Annotated in this window: 12 protein-coding genes and 1 pseudogene; 4 read left to right on the top strand and 9 right to left on the bottom strand. The window is 42.1% G+C overall.

Features of this window, described 5'->3' with window-relative positions; genetic code table 11:
- The 4 genes from KO511_RS20660 to nrdD all read right to left on the bottom strand — a co-directional run.
- A partial coding sequence (locus KO511_RS20660; protein WP_289847803.1) for an RHS repeat domain-containing protein occupies positions 1-3,492 on the bottom strand: 3,492 nt, incomplete at its 3' end.
- Positions 3,492-4,460: a hypothetical protein gene (locus KO511_RS20655; protein ID WP_215989270.1), complete on the bottom strand. Its 969-nt coding sequence runs from the start codon at positions 4,458-4,460 to the stop codon at positions 3,492-3,494. The genes KO511_RS20655 and KO511_RS20660, both read right to left, overlap by 1 nt.
- 362 nt (positions 4,461-4,822) lie before the next feature.
- Positions 4,823-5,296, bottom strand: coding sequence for an anaerobic ribonucleoside-triphosphate reductase-activating protein (gene nrdG / locus KO511_RS20650; protein ID WP_215989269.1), 474 nt, complete (start codon positions 5,294-5,296; stop codon positions 4,823-4,825).
- Between the two features lie 3 nt (positions 5,297-5,299).
- A complete protein-coding gene (gene nrdD, locus KO511_RS20645) occupies positions 5,300-7,420 on the bottom strand; it encodes an anaerobic ribonucleoside-triphosphate reductase (RefSeq protein ID WP_215989279.1) in 2,121 nt (706 codons plus the stop codon).
- A 283-nt stretch (positions 7,421-7,703) separates the two neighbouring features.
- Here nrdD and KO511_RS20640 point away from each other — a divergent pair, with 283 nt between their 5' ends.
- Entirely contained in the window at positions 7,704-8,600 is an 897-nt protein-coding gene (locus tag KO511_RS20640) for an endonuclease/exonuclease/phosphatase family protein (RefSeq protein ID WP_215989268.1), read from the top strand.
- 20 nt (positions 8,601-8,620) lie between these two features.
- Here KO511_RS20640 and KO511_RS22645 read toward each other — a convergent pair.
- The 4 genes and pseudogenes from KO511_RS22645 to KO511_RS20620 form a co-directional block, all read right to left on the bottom strand.
- A pseudogene (locus KO511_RS22645) lies at positions 8,621-9,047 on the bottom strand (DUF6691 family protein).
- The gene (locus KO511_RS20630) at positions 9,044-9,466 is read right to left on the bottom strand and encodes a YeeE/YedE family protein (RefSeq protein WP_215989267.1); all 423 of its coding nucleotides are present in this window, start codon (positions 9,464-9,466) and stop codon (positions 9,044-9,046) included. Before KO511_RS20630 ends, KO511_RS22645 begins: the two are co-directional and overlap by 4 nt.
- Positions 9,467-9,643: 177 nt before the next feature.
- Entirely contained in the window at positions 9,644-10,642 is a 999-nt protein-coding gene (locus tag KO511_RS20625) for a HEAT repeat domain-containing protein (RefSeq protein WP_215989278.1), read from the bottom strand.
- Positions 10,643-10,739: 97 nt separating this feature from the next.
- Entirely contained in the window at positions 10,740-12,065 is a 1,326-nt protein-coding gene (locus KO511_RS20620; protein WP_215989266.1) for an anaerobic sulfatase maturase, read from the bottom strand.
- Between the two features lie 176 nt (positions 12,066-12,241).
- On the opposite strand from KO511_RS20620, the gene KO511_RS20615 reads away from it, so the two are divergent.
- Complete coding sequence (locus KO511_RS20615; protein WP_215989265.1) at positions 12,242-13,024, top strand: formylglycine-generating enzyme family protein; 783 nt, start codon at positions 12,242-12,244, stop codon at positions 13,022-13,024.
- Positions 13,025-13,175: 151 nt separating this feature from the next.
- A complete protein-coding gene (locus tag KO511_RS20610; protein ID WP_215989264.1) occupies positions 13,176-14,156 on the top strand; it encodes an HAD family hydrolase in 981 nt (326 codons plus the stop codon).
- 60 nt (positions 14,157-14,216) lie between these two features.
- Here the strand turns inward: KO511_RS20610 and KO511_RS20605 are convergent, their stop codons facing one another.
- Positions 14,217-15,122: a LysR family transcriptional regulator gene (locus tag KO511_RS20605; RefSeq protein ID WP_215989263.1), complete on the bottom strand. Its 906-nt coding sequence runs from the start codon at positions 15,120-15,122 to the stop codon at positions 14,217-14,219.
- A 288-nt stretch (positions 15,123-15,410) separates the two neighbouring features.
- Between KO511_RS20605 and KO511_RS20600 the strand changes: the two genes are divergently transcribed.
- Positions 15,411-16,637 (top strand): glycoside hydrolase family 18 protein, encoded by a 1,227-nt coding sequence (locus tag KO511_RS20600; protein ID WP_215989262.1) that lies wholly within the window; start codon positions 15,411-15,413, stop codon positions 16,635-16,637.
- The last annotated feature ends 18 nt before the right edge of the window (positions 16,638-16,655 follow it).

Below are 16,655 nucleotides of genomic sequence, written 5' to 3'. Positions count from 1 at the left end.
ACCCTTATTAGATATTAAATGTCCACTAGCAGCGGTTACTGCGCCTGCCGATATACCCGTAAGAACTTGCGTCGCAATACCTGCGGCTGTATTAGCTAATACACCAGCGGTTGTCATCGTCGCGCCAGTGACGCCCATGTAAAAATTGGTAAAGTATGTCGTAGCTGCTGGACCAACAACCCAAACTGTCACCGCCATAGCGAGCACCATTTCGGGGTTTTCTTTGATCATTTGACCAACGATCTTAACCCCATGGCGCACATCCGATTCCCAGCGACCAACTTCATGACGAGCCCGCCTTTCGAAGCGTTTCGCTTCGTGACGAATTTGACGCTCTACCCTCTGAACTTCATTACGAACACGGCTTTCGGCACGTTTTACCTCGTTACGTATTCGGCTTTCGGTTCGCTTGACCTCTTTTTTAACCTTATTCCACCCACGCTTGAATGCTTTTCGGATTCTTTTGAATAAATAGCCGCTTGGGTCAATAGTGTTGACTGGATTATTTAGGTTAAAAGTGTAGCGATTGTAATTCGCCACTGACTCTTTGCCTTTGATAAAGGGGTCAGCTTGAATAAACCGTGCTAGATAGGGGTCATACACTCTACCCTTCATATGAATCAGGTCAAAACCTGCAACACCCACATGACCGAACATAGAGCTATAAGTTGGTGAAACGGCAAACGCATCATCCATTTCTGGCATGAGTACGTTATGCGATGAACCAAACGGGTCAGTGAAGGTTTGTGAAGTAATGGTGCCTTCAGCGTTGGTGACCATTATCTGCTGACCGAGTCGATCAGTATGAGAGTACGCAACCGAACAAGAAGACTCACTACAGGTTAGCGCAAAGCCATTGCCCCCATAGGTCTCGTATTGTTTGTTACCAGAGGTTTGGTTATAGGTATAAGCGCCAGATGAGAACGATTTTTCGGTTACCCACTCAAGACTTGATACATCAAAACGCTTATCGGTGCGGACAATCTGTTGACCGTCTGGTCCGTAGGTAAAGCGAGTTTCATCTCTATCAACGACTGTGTTGTCTTGATTGTCTGAGACGCGACCAACATAGACAAGGCGATTGCTCTCGTAACGGAACTGTCTAAGTCCATCTGATAACATGTTGCCATTTTTGTCATAAGTAAAGTGACGAGTCTCACCATTTTCCTCTTCAAGGCGAGTCAGCTTAAACGGATCAGCCGATTCATAGTAATAATCACCCACACCAGTTTTGTAAGTAATGTTGCCATACTTATCATATTCAAACTCGGAAGTGGCTGAGATAAACCCGTTTGCGTTGATCTCTTGGCAAATACCGTTGGCACAGAATTGCTTAATGGTATGAGCTTTTAGCCTGTCTTGTTCATCATAACTGTATTCATCTTCAAATGAAGTTTCGCTACGATTACGGTAGTAAAAATGGCGTTTACGGCTAGACAAGAGATCGTTAGAATTATACCGATATTCATAACGGTACACCAATGTGCCACTGCGTGTTGCCGATTGCTCTAAGAGTTGGCCTGATACACGATCATAGCGATAAAACTCTTCTAAACCATTACCAAAACGCACATTAGTGACACGTTGCTGGGCATCTTTGGCTAGGACTTCTTTATACAGTTCACCGGTTTGAGCATTGGTCCACTTATATGGCGAGCCATTGCTGTAACCAATTTCAAGTGCAAACTCATTACCTAGACGAGAGGGTGTCGTCTCCTTTTTAACTTGACCGTTACTGTTATACTCGTAGTGAGTCGTCTGCGTGTAGCCGTCTTCTAGAGTAATCTCTCGTTTTTTAAGCCAGCCATTGGGCCACTCGTAGGTGTTAACTTCCTCGTATACTGTCTCTTGATTAGCACAGGTTTGTTGTCTACCTGCCACCTTAACAACACGCTTTGGCTCGGCAAGTGGCAGCTTAGTTGGGAACTCGTAACACACGGTTGACTCAGGAGTCGACATACGTATTACGCGGTTAAAATTGTCGTAACTAAACTCGGTGCGGTCGCCGTTAGCATCCTGCTGCCAAGCAAGCTGTCCTTTTAGATTGTAGTGATATTTCCAATGTCCACGAGATGGGTCAATGGTTTGTGTTCTTTGCCCACGCGCATCATAAACATAAACAATCTTGGTTTCTGGGTTACTGTTAAGTTCAGATGACGTCAATTTACCCATCGCATTGTAGGTAAAGCGAATGGTATTACCAAGATGATCATCAACCTGATATAAAAGCCCTGTAATGTCATGATAACGACGGAAAACATTGCCCCACTTGTCATATGATTCGGTCACATTATCAAGTAGCTCTGAACGACTTTCACTTTGGCCATTGACCTCATATTCGATTTCGCGTGTTTCAACATTGCCTTTGACAGCGTATGTTACTGCTTGATCACCTTCAAAATGCGGTAATAGTAGCTGCTTCGAATATTTGTCTTGTTTGAGTTCGGCAGAGATGATGAACCTGTCGTCCATCCCTTTTAGGATTTGGTACTGACCGCGACTAGTCACACACGTCATTGCACTTGGTGTAGCGTTATATACAACCGAGACTGTGTCACTAGGACAAACTGCCACCCACTCATTCAAGCGTGCTGGCACATCGTCAATTGCGTAAAACTCTGTCTTTTTAGTGATACCACGAGCTGTTTTTGCAACCACTCGGTTTTTGTCATCATAATGGGTTTCCTCATAAGGAGTTCCATTAATTGACGACGTTTCCACTCGACCTGTCGCTGTAGTTCGATACTGATAGTCTATACATTGACCATTTTCACATCGCTGCGTGAGGTTATCACCTGTATATTTGCTTGTCTCACGCAATACGACCTGACCATTGACCTTTCTAACTCGCGCCGTCACTCTGCCTTTCGCATCCTGAGTGACTGCATCACTTGTGGTATAGCCCCCCTGACGCGTGATCTGTTCAACCAGTTTATCGTCTCGATAAACATACTCAAACTCTTTAACCAATTGATCGCTAACGCCGTTTTCATAGGCCGGACTGATGATACTACGACGTTCAATCTTACCCACTGCATAATCATTTTCAAATCGATACTCGACTTGGTCTTCGATTTGCTCACCATTGTTGTTATCAGTAATGGTGATGCGTTTTTCTAGGCGGTTTTGGTCGTCATAGCTGTTTTCAATCGTTTTGGTTTGGCTGACATTGCCATCAATATCAAACACTGACTCAACAACACGCGCTTTCTGCGCTTGACCATTGGCTGTCAGTCGCCATTCGATATCGGTTTCAGACAACCGGTATTCGGTATTATCAATATGACCAAAACGTTCGATTTTATTGGCAAGCCCAGCGTAATCGCCATGAGCGATATAACTTGTTAGATTGCGTGTGTTGCTACTTGGATTCGGTATATTCTCTTGGCTCAACGATTTAGGCTGCCCTGACTCATTGAGCACATAAGTGTAGGTGGATTGTGTTCTGCCCGAGCCAGAAACCTGTTTGGTATCACGGCTGACAATCGCCATCACACCACCCTGGTTACTGCTTGTTTATCGTCTTTCCAGCCAGCTAAGTAAGGGAATGAATTAAAGTTGGTTGTACGCGCATAATCAAGATGAATAGGTTGATAACAAGTTGGCTCGGTTTGAGATTTTAAGCGTTCACATTGACCAATCGCCGATAGATAATCAGCTTGATATGGCGCTTTTGCCCAGCCAGAACCATTCGCATTCTTAATGCCAGAGGCATCATCGACCCAAGTTTGTGTCTTGAAGAAGTATGAGACAACCTTATCTTCATGCTCAACATCGATAGTGGTGAGATTAGCTGCTGTATTAACCGTTACGCTAGGATCGGCTTTTAGCGACTCTAGCCCTTCAATTCGGTGGCTGTTTTCAACAAAAGATAAACGAGCCTGTTTTTGCGCAAAAGGAATCGATAAAGAGAGCGCAGCTTGGCCGCTATCGGTCACATAAGAATCAACACTGATACTGTTTTCAGTTTGGGTAAATGAGGCATAAGGATAAGCAAACTGACTATTAATCAGGCCAGAAACAATGCCTGATTGAACAACACTGGGAGAAGATTTGTAATTATTAATCGAAAACTTATAGCTTCCCATCCTTACATATACGGATGAGCTTGAACTATATGAGTTGTGTGCTGCGCGCGCCAATTTATTGTTTTGGCTTGTGCGAACAAACTCATTATACTTAGCCGTTTGTTTGTGAGTAAAATGCTCCGCTTTCCACTGACTGCCCTGTTTCCACACTCGTAGATAGCTGGTTCTATCAATTTCTGGCGTTTCAGGCCCTAGAGGGATGGGAATAACAACCTCGCCATGAATTAACATCATGGGCCTAGGTTCGACTAACTTGGTATAAAACTGGTACGTGTCCCTACTGACATCTTTCATGTACACATCAACACGCGTTGCGTGCGCTGATGAGACGGCAAACATGAGTAGGAAAAATATAAATTTATGTATTTTCATTTTATTTTCTATTTATCCAATAATTTCCACTGCATTATGTAAAGTAACAACCTTAAAGTTTGCGTTCCCTCCAATTCAAAACGTGTAGCCAACCAATGATTAACCAATCAGAGCCATCGACATAAAAAAAAGTAAAATAATATCATTGAGGCGTAGTATTTTCCATATCAATAGCTCGATAAAATACAAAGTATCAGCATTGAGAAAAACGATAATTATCATTTCATTACAGTAAGGAGATGGGCTGAAGGGTGGTTGGAAAAACAGCATTTGAACCTAGAGAAAAGAGGGGTATTAGTATTTGGGAGTAATAACGTGAAAGATAGCAACATTTTTGACTGAACTGGGGAAAAACAAAAGCCTTAAGTAAGATCCCTCACCCAATAAATTATTTGGTTTGAGCTGCCACGCCATTTTAAAGTGAGATCTTTTTTGTCTTGTTCAAACTTGCCGTCAATAAGAACATCGACTTGTTTAACAATAGCGCGTTGCGTTGGAGACAGTGACTTGAATGTATAACCCGTCCATAACCAAATATCTTTATCAAGACATTCTAATTTTACTCTTTGAACAAGCTCCTTAATGGCGAAAAGATTTGCATGATGGAGCGGATCGCCACCAGATAAAGACAGCCCCCTTTTCTTTATCCGCGTATCATTAAGGTCAGCGATGATCTGGTCTTCCAGCTCTTTTGTAAACAAATGACCAGAATCAACACGCCACGTTGACTGGTTATAACAGCCTTTGCATTGATGCTCACAGCCAGACACAAATAAGGTGCAGCGCGTACCCTCGCCATTGACAACATCCACTGGATAATAGGCGTGATAATTCATTATTTATAAATGCTTTACTCGACGAATGACTTCTTGCTGCTTACCCGCGTTGAATGGCCGTGCATCAGGACTGCCTAAATAGCCACATACTCGCCTTGTCACAGACACTGTAGGCGAATCATGATTGCCGCAATTAGGGCAGCAAAAGCCTTTACTTGTGCAATCAAACTCCCCCCTATAGCCACACTCGTAACATTCATCAATTGGTGTATTGGTGCCATAGTAAGGCACGCGTGAATAACTGTAATCCCAAACATCTTCTAAGGCTTCTATGTTGGACTCCATGTTTGGAAATTCGCCATAGCAAATAAAACCACCACTTGAGAGCTGAGGGTAAACCATTTCAAAATCAATTTTATCGTATGGGTTAACTTTTTTTTCTACATCTAAGTGAAAGCTGTTGGTGTAATAGCCTTTGTTCGTCACACCTTCAATCACGCCAAATTCTTTGGTATCAATACCACAAAAGCGGTGACATAGGTTTTCACTTGGCGTGGCATACAAGCTATAACCGTAACCAGATCCCTTATTCCACTGGTTAACTGCCCGTTTAAGATATTTCACTATCTTAAGTGCTTTAGCTTGAAGATTAGCACTGTCATAAATATGGGTCTCATCACCATACAGAGCGTTAATGGCTTCATGCAGACCAATATAGCCAAGCGAGATAGAGGCACGACCATGCTTAAAGATGTTCGATATAGGTTCGTCCGCTCTTAGCCTTACTCCGCAAGCCCCTTCCATATACAAAATGGGCGCAACGCGAGCTTGAACATTTTCTAGCCGAGCAATTCGAGTCTCTAACGCCCTACGAGCAAGAAGTAGTTTTTGATCGAGTAGCGCATAAAAGTCTTCTTCGCCTTGCTTTGATTGCAAGGCAATTCGAGGAAGGTTTAGGCTTACAACGCCTAAATTATTGCGCCCATCATAGATAAGCTCACCGTTTTCTTGGTAATCACTAAGAAAGCTACGGCAACCCATTGGTGTTTTAAATGACCCTGTCACTTTAATCACTTGGTCATAATTAAGAATATCTGGATACATGCGTTTTGAGGCGCATTCTAAGGCTAACTGTTTGATGTGATAATTAGGGTCTTCACTGTTACGGTTCAGCCCTTCTTTGATGGTAAACACCAGCTTAGGAAATACCGCTGTTTTACGATTTTTCCCAAGCCCCGCCAAACGGTTTTTTAATATGGCTTGCTGGATTAAACATGATGCCCAGCAGGTACCCAAGCCAAAACTAAATGTGACAAAAGGTGTCTGGCCATTTGCTGTATGCAAAGTGTTGACTTCATATTCCAAAGATTGAAATGCATCAAAACACTCTTTTTCAGTGCGTTCACGAGCAAAACATTCTACATCGTCAATTCCCCACTCTCGTGCAACTGCAAGATGCTTTTTGTAACTTGCCATTACATATGGTGACAGTACTTCATCGATTCGGTTAACCGTTGTTCCTCCGTAGATATGGCTTGCTACCTGGGCAATAATTTGCGCTGTGACCGCAGTCGCAGTAGAAATTGATTTTGGCGTATCTATTTCAGCATTGCCCATTTTAAAGCCATGGGTCAGCATGCCTTTTAAATCAATGAGCATACAATTAAACATTGGAAAGAAAGGTGCGTAGTCTAAGTCGTGATAATGAATATCACCACAGTCATGAGCGGCCACAATATCACGAGGGAGAATGCGGGTTTTGGCATAGTGCTTAGCTAGTATTCCAGCGAGCAAATCTCGCTGTGTGGGAATAACTTTACCATCCTTATTCGCATTTTCATTGATCAAATCAAGGTTACTTTGTCCTATCAAGCCTTCAATATCTCGTGTTAAGTCGGTTTGTTTTTCTCTCGCAACATCACGGTCATGGCGATACTCGATATAAGCTCGAGCAATCGATGGAAATGGGCCTTGCATCAATTCATTTTCAACTCGTGTTTGGATATCAGCAATATCAATTTTTTGATGTTCAATCAATTGTGACTCTATCGCCAACGCAACATTTTGCGCGTACAGCGCCATATCCTTATTTTTGCATTCAGCCGCAGCCTCAACAGCTGATTGAATGCGTCCCCGACAAAAATGGACTTTTGAGCCATCACGCTTGATTACCATTGGTTGCATCATTTCTCCTTAACCTCAGCCCACAAACAGATCATTGAAATCACAATATGAGATGGTTTTTAATACACAAAGCCCTATATATTGTGCTTTATTAAACGAAAGTTGATAAAGGAGTGTATTGATGCCGATCAACAAACTTATGGGCTTGATGAACAACACGCCAATCTTATAGATAGGCTAACAACTTGGTAAATCATCACGGTATCGGAGTAAAGTGTTCATCACTGAATCACATTGAATTTGCTGTAAAATGAATTCTTTGGGTCTTATATACTGTTTATCTATGACTAAATTTCACCATCACTGGCAACATTTAATACTCACATTAGCACTCAGTTGTGTTTCAACGTCTATAACCGCAACTCCATTGTCTTTGACAACATGGAATATTGAATGGTTAACTTCTAAGCCCTCCAAGCAATTTGTTCAATCAAAACGAACACAAATAGACTTAGAGGCACTAGCCAATCATTTTGAATCAACCGACACTGATATTCTTGCCTTTCAAGAAGTTAATGACTTAAAAGCGATCCGAAAGGTGGTTGGACAAGACTATGATATTTACTTATCACAACGCGCAAGTAACAGTAGGGTTAAACAGCAATTTAAAGATATTAACCAATATACGGGATTTGCTGTGCGAAAAGGAATACCCGTTGAGAATCTCCCCGATATCCAGCTAGATAAGCGCAAAAACAGCAAACTCAGGTTTGCTACATATATTGTTATTACACCTAACCAAAAGCCGCCAGTACACCTCTTATCTGTTCACTTAAAGGCGCGTTGCAGCGGTGCGTACAATAATAATCGAGATTGCCAAATACTAGAGTCTCAAGGTAAGGCACTAAACCAATGGATACTAGATCGCGAAAAAGCCAAGCAGCAATATATTGTATTGGGTGATTTTAACCACAACCTCAGCTACCAAGGTGACTGGTTATGGGGGGAGATAACACAGTCTTCTTCTTCGATTCTAGCGACTATCTCCACCCAACCAAGGTGTAAGGTGCGTTCAAGACATCATCCTGATCGGCTTCATCAGTTTCGCTCTTTGATTGACCACATCATCATTAGCCAAAAACTGACACTGAGCACACCAGAACAAATGGTTTTTCCAAGTGAACAAGTACTCAAATATCACTTAAGTGATCACTGCCCCTTAAGAACCACATTAGAATAAAAAATCCTTAACACCAGAGCTTAAGGCTGCGTTAAATATTTGGATAGCATGGAACCCGCTAACATTGCGACAATGAAAATAACAATATCCAAATTACCGAAGCCTAGGCTTGCGATCGCTGGGCCTGGGCAAATACCAGCTAACCCCCAACCTATGCCAAATGTTATTGCGCCTAATACCAATCTGGTATCTATAGCCTTATTGGGTGTAAAGCAATAAACTTCTCCTGACAAAGCGTGTGTTTTTTTGCTTTAACCAAAAGTGATAAAGTGGTGTATAAACCACTAAAGCGCCACCCATTACCAATGCTAAACTTGGATCCCACTGCCCTGTAATATCAAGAAAACCAATCACCTTGGCAGGGTTTACCATTCCTGAAAGTGTCAACCCTATACCAAATAACAGCCCACTCATGAAAATAGAAACTCTGAGTAATGTCAGTTTCATAGCACTACCTCATGAGTCAGCCAAACTGTGACCATGGCAGCAAAAATAAACACACCAGTTGCCAGCAATGAACGAAAAGACAATCGCCCTACTCCACATATTCCATGCCCGCTAGTGCATCCATTACCCAACCGAGTACCAAAACCGACCAGTAAACCGGCTAATATTAGAATATGAATCGGGACTCCATCCGTGTTAGGTGCTTGAATGCCCATACTGACTAGGCCGAATGACCCACCAATAACAAGCCCTAACAAAAAAAGCGTTCGCCATAGTACATCTCCCTTCGCTGGAGAAAGTAAGCCATTGATAATCCCGCTAATACCCGCTACTTTTCCACTGATGAAAAGTAGAAAAATAGCAGATAAACCAAGCATCATTCCACCAATTAATGACCACCAAAGCATCGTGCTTAACATACTTTTTCACCTATATCTGAACTTCAATCATGCTTATCAGAGAATATCGTCAAATCAAGATTAGTAATTGCTAATATAATGAATGCGTATTCAGTGCTCGTCAAGTTAACATTAGGTTGTGCTAATTTACTTTGGGGTTATAGATCTACTAGACAATACCCATGTTAGAGGCATCGTCTAGTTTTTCTTCAAACCATTGATAACCGACTGAGGAGCAACTTTAGCTAATTCATTTAAGCACTGATCGATCTTAGGGTTTTCATGGCGAGCGTATATATCGCAAACCGCATAAAGCTGCTCAGGCGCACCGGATATTAAATAGGCTTGCTCAAAAGATGTTACTGATTTTTTCAAATCATACTCCTCTTGCAACACGCCATTAAGATACCAAAAGTAGCTGTTGTCCTCTGCTATTTCAGCTGCCTGTTCAATTTCTCTTGCAGCACTTTTCTTATCATCAAGCCTCACTAGTGCGAGTGATTTTGAATAATGAAGAGCGGCGTTATCAGGGTGAAGTTCAAGGCCGTTATCTAGTGTTTGTATGGCACGACTATCTTGCTCTTGAGCACGATAGTTATCCGCCAAACTCAGCCAAACCTCAGGATTGCCTGGTTGTTTTACCACTAGTACTTGATAGATTTTGTCGGCTTGGTCCCATTCATGATGCCAGCGATAGACATCAGCAAGCAGTAATTGAGAATTCTGATCTTGCTCAGCTTGTAAGTAAGTGATGAGCTCAGCAACTGGCTTTTCTAATATTTGTTGCTGTTTTGGGTTTAAATTTGCAAAGTCTCGCACCAAATTGGTCGCCGCCATAATACGCACCTTGGCTTCTCTATCAGTCAGTAAAGGCTCAATCATACGCCAGCGATGTTCTATGGTATAAGGCGCTGCTCCAATAATCGCCGCTTCTCGAACGGTTGGCTCATGATCTTGTAAACTACGCACAACAGCAACAAGCGCATTTTGACTGGGATAGTTAGCCAGCTCGCGCAAAGCTTCAATACGATGTTGCTTAGGTTGCTTAATATCCTGCGCTCGGTAAGAAAGATAAGCCCCCCTTTGCTGTGAAGTCGCATGCGGCGGCTGCTCAGCTGAATTCAATGCCCTTTCTTGACTTGGTACATTTGGAGCTTCACCATCTGCAATAGCTAATGGGCTCACTGACAATCCCATAACTACAGCAACAATCAGCTTACAAAACCACTTTTTGTTGACTACTTTTGATGCTGAATGAGGAAAATTTTTTGAAAGTAATCGCATAACTTCATCCTTAAAACTTTGCTTCAAATGAAGAACGTTTATTAGTCATATGATCGTGTCGTAATGCATCGCTGTATTTTCCATGAGCAACAGGGTTGCCGGTAGCGCGAAGAATATAGGCCATCGCCTTATCTGCATGAGCAAAAAACTTCTTCCATCCAGAGCATAAGTAGTTCAATCCCGGCTCACCCTCTTTGGAACGAATAAAACGATTCTTAGGGCACTCACCATGACATGCAAACTGGTAATCACAGCGCTGACATTGCTGAGTCAAAGTACGTTTTTTTGCAAAGCCAAACTTTTGCTGTTCTGGGCTATAGGCTAATGTTTCCAATTTCTGGTGGTGGATGTTACCAATCTTATATTCTGGGTAAACATAATGATCACACGAAAATACATCACCATTGGGCTCCATTGCTAAGCCCTTACCGCAAATTTCACCTAATGTACACAAAGGGTTTTTTCTGCCCATCCAAGCTTCTGCACTGGCTTCAAAGTATTGCACGAAGACTCTACCGATGTCGTTTTGCACCCATTCATCAAAAATCGCAATAAGGAAATTTCCCCAAGCCTCATCTGCCACACACCATGGTTCAACAACTGAGTCTTTATGACCGGGAATCAATCGCTTATCTCCTTGTTTTAATTGCTCTTGTGGCTGCCACGTTTGTGGTGCTGTAGTGCGAAAGGTTTTCTGCTCCACAATGGGAATAAACTGCATTTGAGGTGAACGCACTTCATCTCGCAAAAAACGATAAACCTCTAGCGGATTACGGCTGGTGAGATTGTTTACACACGTCAACGTTGCAAAGTTCACTTTATGACTATGCAGCCGATCGACCGCATTCATGACTTGCTTAAACGTGCCTCTCCCTGCACGATTAGTTCGATATGCATTATGTAACATCTCTGGCCCATCAATGCTTAAACCCACTAAGAAATTATTCTCTTTTAAAAATACACACCATTCATCGGTTAGTAATGTACCATTGGTCTGCAAATCATTAGAAATAGTAATACCTTCAGGTTTGTACTTGGCCTGAAACTCAACAATCTTGTGAAAATAATCCAAACCCAACATGGTCGGCTCACCGCCTTGCCAAGAGAAAATAATTTCTGGCGTGTTTTGTCCTTCAATATATTGCCGAATATACGTTTCTAATGTGTCATCATCCATCACCGGCGAACAGCCTTGCTTATACTCAAGTAAGTCTTGTTTACTGAGGTAATAACAGTAAGTGCAATCAATATTGCACACCGCTCCAATGGGCTTGGCCATAACGTGTAAACGTTTAGATGCTTTGCCATTATATTGAGGGCCTTGAGTAATATGCATAAATCACCTTTTTCTTTATGAAATTTAGATAAAAATAACCTTAAGCCCGCTATTTTTACTTCGGTGGTTCAATCATAAATAGCATTAATGTCACATGCTTGTTATACCCGATATAACCTTTTTTCATAGTGATTGTTGCTAACATTATTTTTCACTAACCGGATGAGAATTCATCGATGAAACACTTTAAAAGCAAACCTTTACCTGCCATTTTCATTGTCTCATTCAGCTTTTTAATCAATGGCTGTACTACTCCCCACCCTATTGCGCTCGATATTGAGAAAAATATGGTTATGGTTGAAGGTGGTACTTATATAATGGGCTCGAACACTGACTTGGCAAACAAGGCTGAAAAGCCCGCAAGAAAAGTGACAGTGAACACTTTTTATATCTCTAAATTCGAAGTCACGCAGGAGCTGTTTGAATCTGTAATGGGTTCATCATTCAGCTATTTTCAAGGCAAAAATAGCCCCGTCAACAATTTGAGCTGGCAACAAGCTAACTATTTTATCGACAAACTTAACCAACTAACGGGTGAGCACTACAGGTTACCAACCGAAGCCGAATGGGAATTTGCAGCCACAGGGGGAATTAAAAGTCACGGATTTGCATATTCGGGATCTAATAATATTGGTGATGTCGCATGGTATGCTGCTAACTCGAACAATCAAGCGCATCCTGTTGGGAAAAAGCAACCTAACGAACTTGGACTTTACGACATGACAGGCAATGTTGGAGAATTTGTGATTGATGCCTATGACGATACATTCTACCGATTCGGTCCTACTGACAATCCCAACAACGCCAAACAAGAAAAAGCAGGCTTAGCCCACAAGTCGGTTCGAGGTGGAAGTTTTTCCTATGATGCTGATGAATCAGAAAATTTCCGCCGCGATTTCGCAAGTCAGTCTATTATTATGTCGGACATGGGACTTCGTCTTGCTAAAAGTGTTGAATAGTCACGATAAAGGTAGGCGTAAGCCTACTCAATCCCGATTTGATTTAATAACAGTACGTCTATGGTCAGGACATGGTTAAGCGCATAGAAACAATAGGCATTTAGCCTCACTGTATCGGCGGTAAACAATAAATACAAAGGTAAATAATAAAATGAAAAAACACATCTGTACCCTCGCAGTCTTATCTGGTTTATCATTCTCAGCTTTAGCTTTAGATTGTGATCCAAGTTTATTGCCTTCATGGAAAGATGGCGTAAGCAAAACTGAGATCACCCAGTTTGTCTCCCAATCAACTGATAAGTCGAAAAAAACGTTTATCCCAAAACCAGACCGAATTGCCGTGTTTGATAATGATGGAACGCTTTGGTCAGAAAAACCTTATTACTTCCAACTCGCCTTCGCTTTTGACCAAGTAAAATCTATGGCCAGTTCTCATCCTGAATGGAAAGCCGAGGAACCATTCAAGTCTGTACTCAAAAATGACATACCGGGTGTTTTAAGAGGAGGCGAGAAATCACTGCTTAAAATAGTGACTGCAACCCACAGTGGAATGACTGTCGATGAATATCAAAGCCGCGTAGCAAAGTGGTTAGAAGCGGCCAAAGATCCACGTTTTAGCAAAGCTTATACAGATCTCACTTACAAACCAATGCGTGAGATGCTGACTTACCTGCAAGATAACGGCTTTAAAACATACATTGTCTCTGGCGGTGGTGTTGATTTTATGCGTGTATGGGCCCCAGACGTATACAACATTCCTCAAGAGCAGATCATTGGCAGCGCACTCAAATATCAATACGACTATAACGACGGCAACCCAACGGTCACTAAGCTCAATGAGATCCTCAGTATTGATGATAAAGCGGTCAAAGTTGAGAACATTCAACATGTGATTGGTAAGAAACCAATCCTCGCTGTCGGTAATTCAGATGGTGATCATGCCATGATGCAATGGGCAACGAGTCAGCCTAATTCTATGGCAATGATCGTTCATCACACCGACAAAGACAGAGAGTGGCAATACGACCGTAAGTCGAGTGTTGGCCACCTCGACAAAGCGATGGATGAGGCCATCCAACGAAATAACTGGCACCTTATCGACATGCAAAAAGAATGGTGCACTGTTTACTAATTGACTTATTACTCCCCTATTTGGGGAGTTTTTCCGTAGGATAAAATACGATTAGATTCGCTACTTTCTTATCGCTTTACCAGCCTGCTTTATTTGTTGTCTTAACCATTGATGTGCACTTTCATTAGTACGACTAGAGTGCCAAATAGCATACAAGTCATGCACACTATCACTAAATGGTAAAGGAAGTGCTTTAAGGCTATAGGTATTTGAAAAGTGCTCAATGGTTGATTGTGGCAGGGTGCCGATAAGATCACTATCATTGATCACCGGTAACATTTCCATTGCACCAGCAGCACGATAAACAATGCTTCTCCTTGCTAAATCCTCAATATCTTCACCAGTAAGTAAGCTATCTCTCGCTTGCCAACGGGCGACCACTACATGCTTTTCAGCCAAAAATTGTTCAACGCTGCAAGACTCTTTGATGCGCGGATGTTCTGCACTACAAACCACCATTAAACGCTCTGAAAAAACAGCTTCCATTTTTAATACCGTGCGCCCGCGCGGCGGTAAATCTATAATTAAGTCATAACGTTGTAAGCGCAAATCACTTTCATAATCTTTGGTAAATAGCGGATGGACTTCCAAAGCAATATTTGGTGCTTGATTACGAATTTGACACAAAAGCTGCGGCATTAATTCATAGCTTGCCACCGACAAACAGGCAATAGAAAAAATTCGATTGGATATTTTAGGGTCAAAGCTACTTGAAGCGGATAAGGTTGAGGTAAAGTTCTTCAGCGCCGTCAACATCGCAGGATAAATATCTATTGCAAAGCTGGTTGGATCAACGCCAGAGCTACTGCGGTGAAACAAAGGTTCGTCATAGATGTCTCTGAGGCGGGCAAGCGCTTTACTCACGGCAGGCTGGCTAATGTCTAACCTAGCCGCAGCCTTAGACAAATTCTGCTCTTCGAATATCGCCACAAAAATTGGGATAAGGTTTAAGTCTGTACTCTTCATTGCGCCAACATAAAACCAAGTAATACCCCATTCTAACTAACTGCTTCACACATAACGACTTAGAATCAAGAAACTGAGTGGCAATACATGTTTTAGTCCAAATTGGACCACTTGTATCAACTCTCTATCGAATCTTCATTCAACGTCGATTCAAACGGTTTATACATTCCCATTCCACTTTGCTGGACCTAGACCAAAAATATAACAAAAAAAAGGCAATGTCACATTGGGTTAACTCAATACTATGATAATCATCTCTCTAGTAAAAACAAACATATAGGGATATATATGAATAAGTTTAATGCAGTGTTATTAGTACCAGCAATCCTATCTATAAGTGCAAATGCCGCAACGGAAACCGTTAAAGGAAACGTTATTGGTTATGTTCCTAGCTATCGTGTTGAAACAGTAAAGAATATGGATATCTCCATGTATACCCACGTTCATCTATTCTCAATTACGCCTTTAGCAGATGGTCAATTAGGTTGGCCTGATGGAAAGACTAAACAGCAAATGGCTCAATATTTTGAGGATTTGAAGCGACAGGCCGGAACCAGTACTAAATTGATGCTGACTTTTGGTGGTACGTCCGAAAAAGGATCGCAATACTTTCCAGAAATGGCGGCTGACCCAGAGACAAGAAGCGTATTTGTACGCAACGCCATAGAGCTAGCGTTGGAATGGAAAGCAGATGGTGTCGATATCGATTGGGAATGGGGTGAACCCGATACTGATGAGCGTTACAAGCAAGCCTATACCGACCTTATGGCTGAGCTCAATTCACAAGCTGACGAAAATAACCTTTTAGTTTCAAACGCTATTTCTCCAAGCAGTTATATGGGTGATAATACGCCAACAGCCGCATTAACTCACTCTGACTATCTAGTCGTTATGACCTATTCGTATTCAGGCGGTTGGTCTCCAACCACCAAACATCACTCTAGTTTACTCGATGGAGCCGGAGGATTAGATTATTGGACAGAACGTGGCATACCAGCAGAACAACTCAATTTGGGCGTAGCATTTTTTGCCAGTAAGTTTAGTGGCACAACAACACCAAACAGCGAATTTGACGACTATGAAGCGGTTACCTACGCAAGTGTAGAGCCATCCATCAATCAGAGTTATACCGTAGTGGAAAACAATTGGGAAGGAACCTACGCCTATTCTAATGCTGAAAATAACATTATCTTTTATGACAGCCCACAGAACATAGATGCAAAGGTTGATTATGCTGATGCTAATGGCTTTGGAGGTATTGCTGTATGGGAAGTTGGCCAAGATTCAGCAAGCCAGACTTTATCTAACGCCGTTGCAACAGCGAATCAAGAAATTCCTTCACAGCCCGAGCCTAACCAGTGCCAAGATATTGATGAATTTGAACCTGGTCAATATAGACCAGACGAAGAAGTCGTTTACCAAAACAACTTGTATCACTCAAAGCGTTGGACAGACGTAGGCAAAACCCCTGCAGATGAATACTCCGGTTGGGTATTTATAAAAAACTGCGATTAAAAATCAAAAGCAGCCCGA

The organism is Vibrio hepatarius (assembly GCF_018860525.1).
GTDB classification, from domain to species: Bacteria; Pseudomonadota; Gammaproteobacteria; order Enterobacterales; family Vibrionaceae; genus Vibrio; species Vibrio hepatarius_B.
This window is presented reverse-complemented; position numbering and strand designations above follow the sequence as displayed.

What these genes read in the sequence shown, in the direction of transcription:
- KO511_RS20655 (WP_215989270.1), bottom strand. Translation starts at nt 4,460, where the DNA reads ATGAAAATACATAAATTTATATTTTTCCTACTCATGTTTGCCGTCTCA.
- nrdG (WP_215989269.1), bottom strand. Translation starts at nt 5,296, where the DNA reads ATGAATTATCACGCCTATTATCCAGTGGATGTTGTCAATGGCGAGGGT.
- nrdD (WP_215989279.1), bottom strand. Translation starts at nt 7,420, where the DNA reads ATGCAACCAATGGTAATCAAGCGTGATGGCTCAAAAGTCCATTTTTGT.
- KO511_RS20640 (WP_215989268.1), top strand. Translation starts at nt 7,704, where the DNA reads ATGACTAAATTTCACCATCACTGGCAACATTTAATACTCACATTAGCA.
- KO511_RS20630 (WP_215989267.1), bottom strand. Translation starts at nt 9,466, where the DNA reads ATGTTAAGCACGATGCTTTGGTGGTCATTAATTGGTGGAATGATGCTT.
- KO511_RS20625 (WP_215989278.1), bottom strand. Translation starts at nt 10,642, where the DNA reads ATGGGATTGTCAGTGAGCCCATTAGCTATTGCAGATGGTGAAGCTCCA.
- KO511_RS20620 (WP_215989266.1), bottom strand. Translation starts at nt 12,065, where the DNA reads ATGCATATTACTCAAGGCCCTCAATATAATGGCAAAGCATCTAAACGT.
- KO511_RS20615 (WP_215989265.1), top strand. Translation starts at nt 12,242, where the DNA reads ATGAAACACTTTAAAAGCAAACCTTTACCTGCCATTTTCATTGTCTCA.
- KO511_RS20610 (WP_215989264.1), top strand. Translation starts at nt 13,176, where the DNA reads ATGAAAAAACACATCTGTACCCTCGCAGTCTTATCTGGTTTATCATTC.
- KO511_RS20605 (WP_215989263.1), bottom strand. Translation starts at nt 15,122, where the DNA reads ATGAAGAGTACAGACTTAAACCTTATCCCAATTTTTGTGGCGATATTC.
- KO511_RS20600 (WP_215989262.1), top strand. Translation starts at nt 15,411, where the DNA reads ATGAATAAGTTTAATGCAGTGTTATTAGTACCAGCAATCCTATCTATA.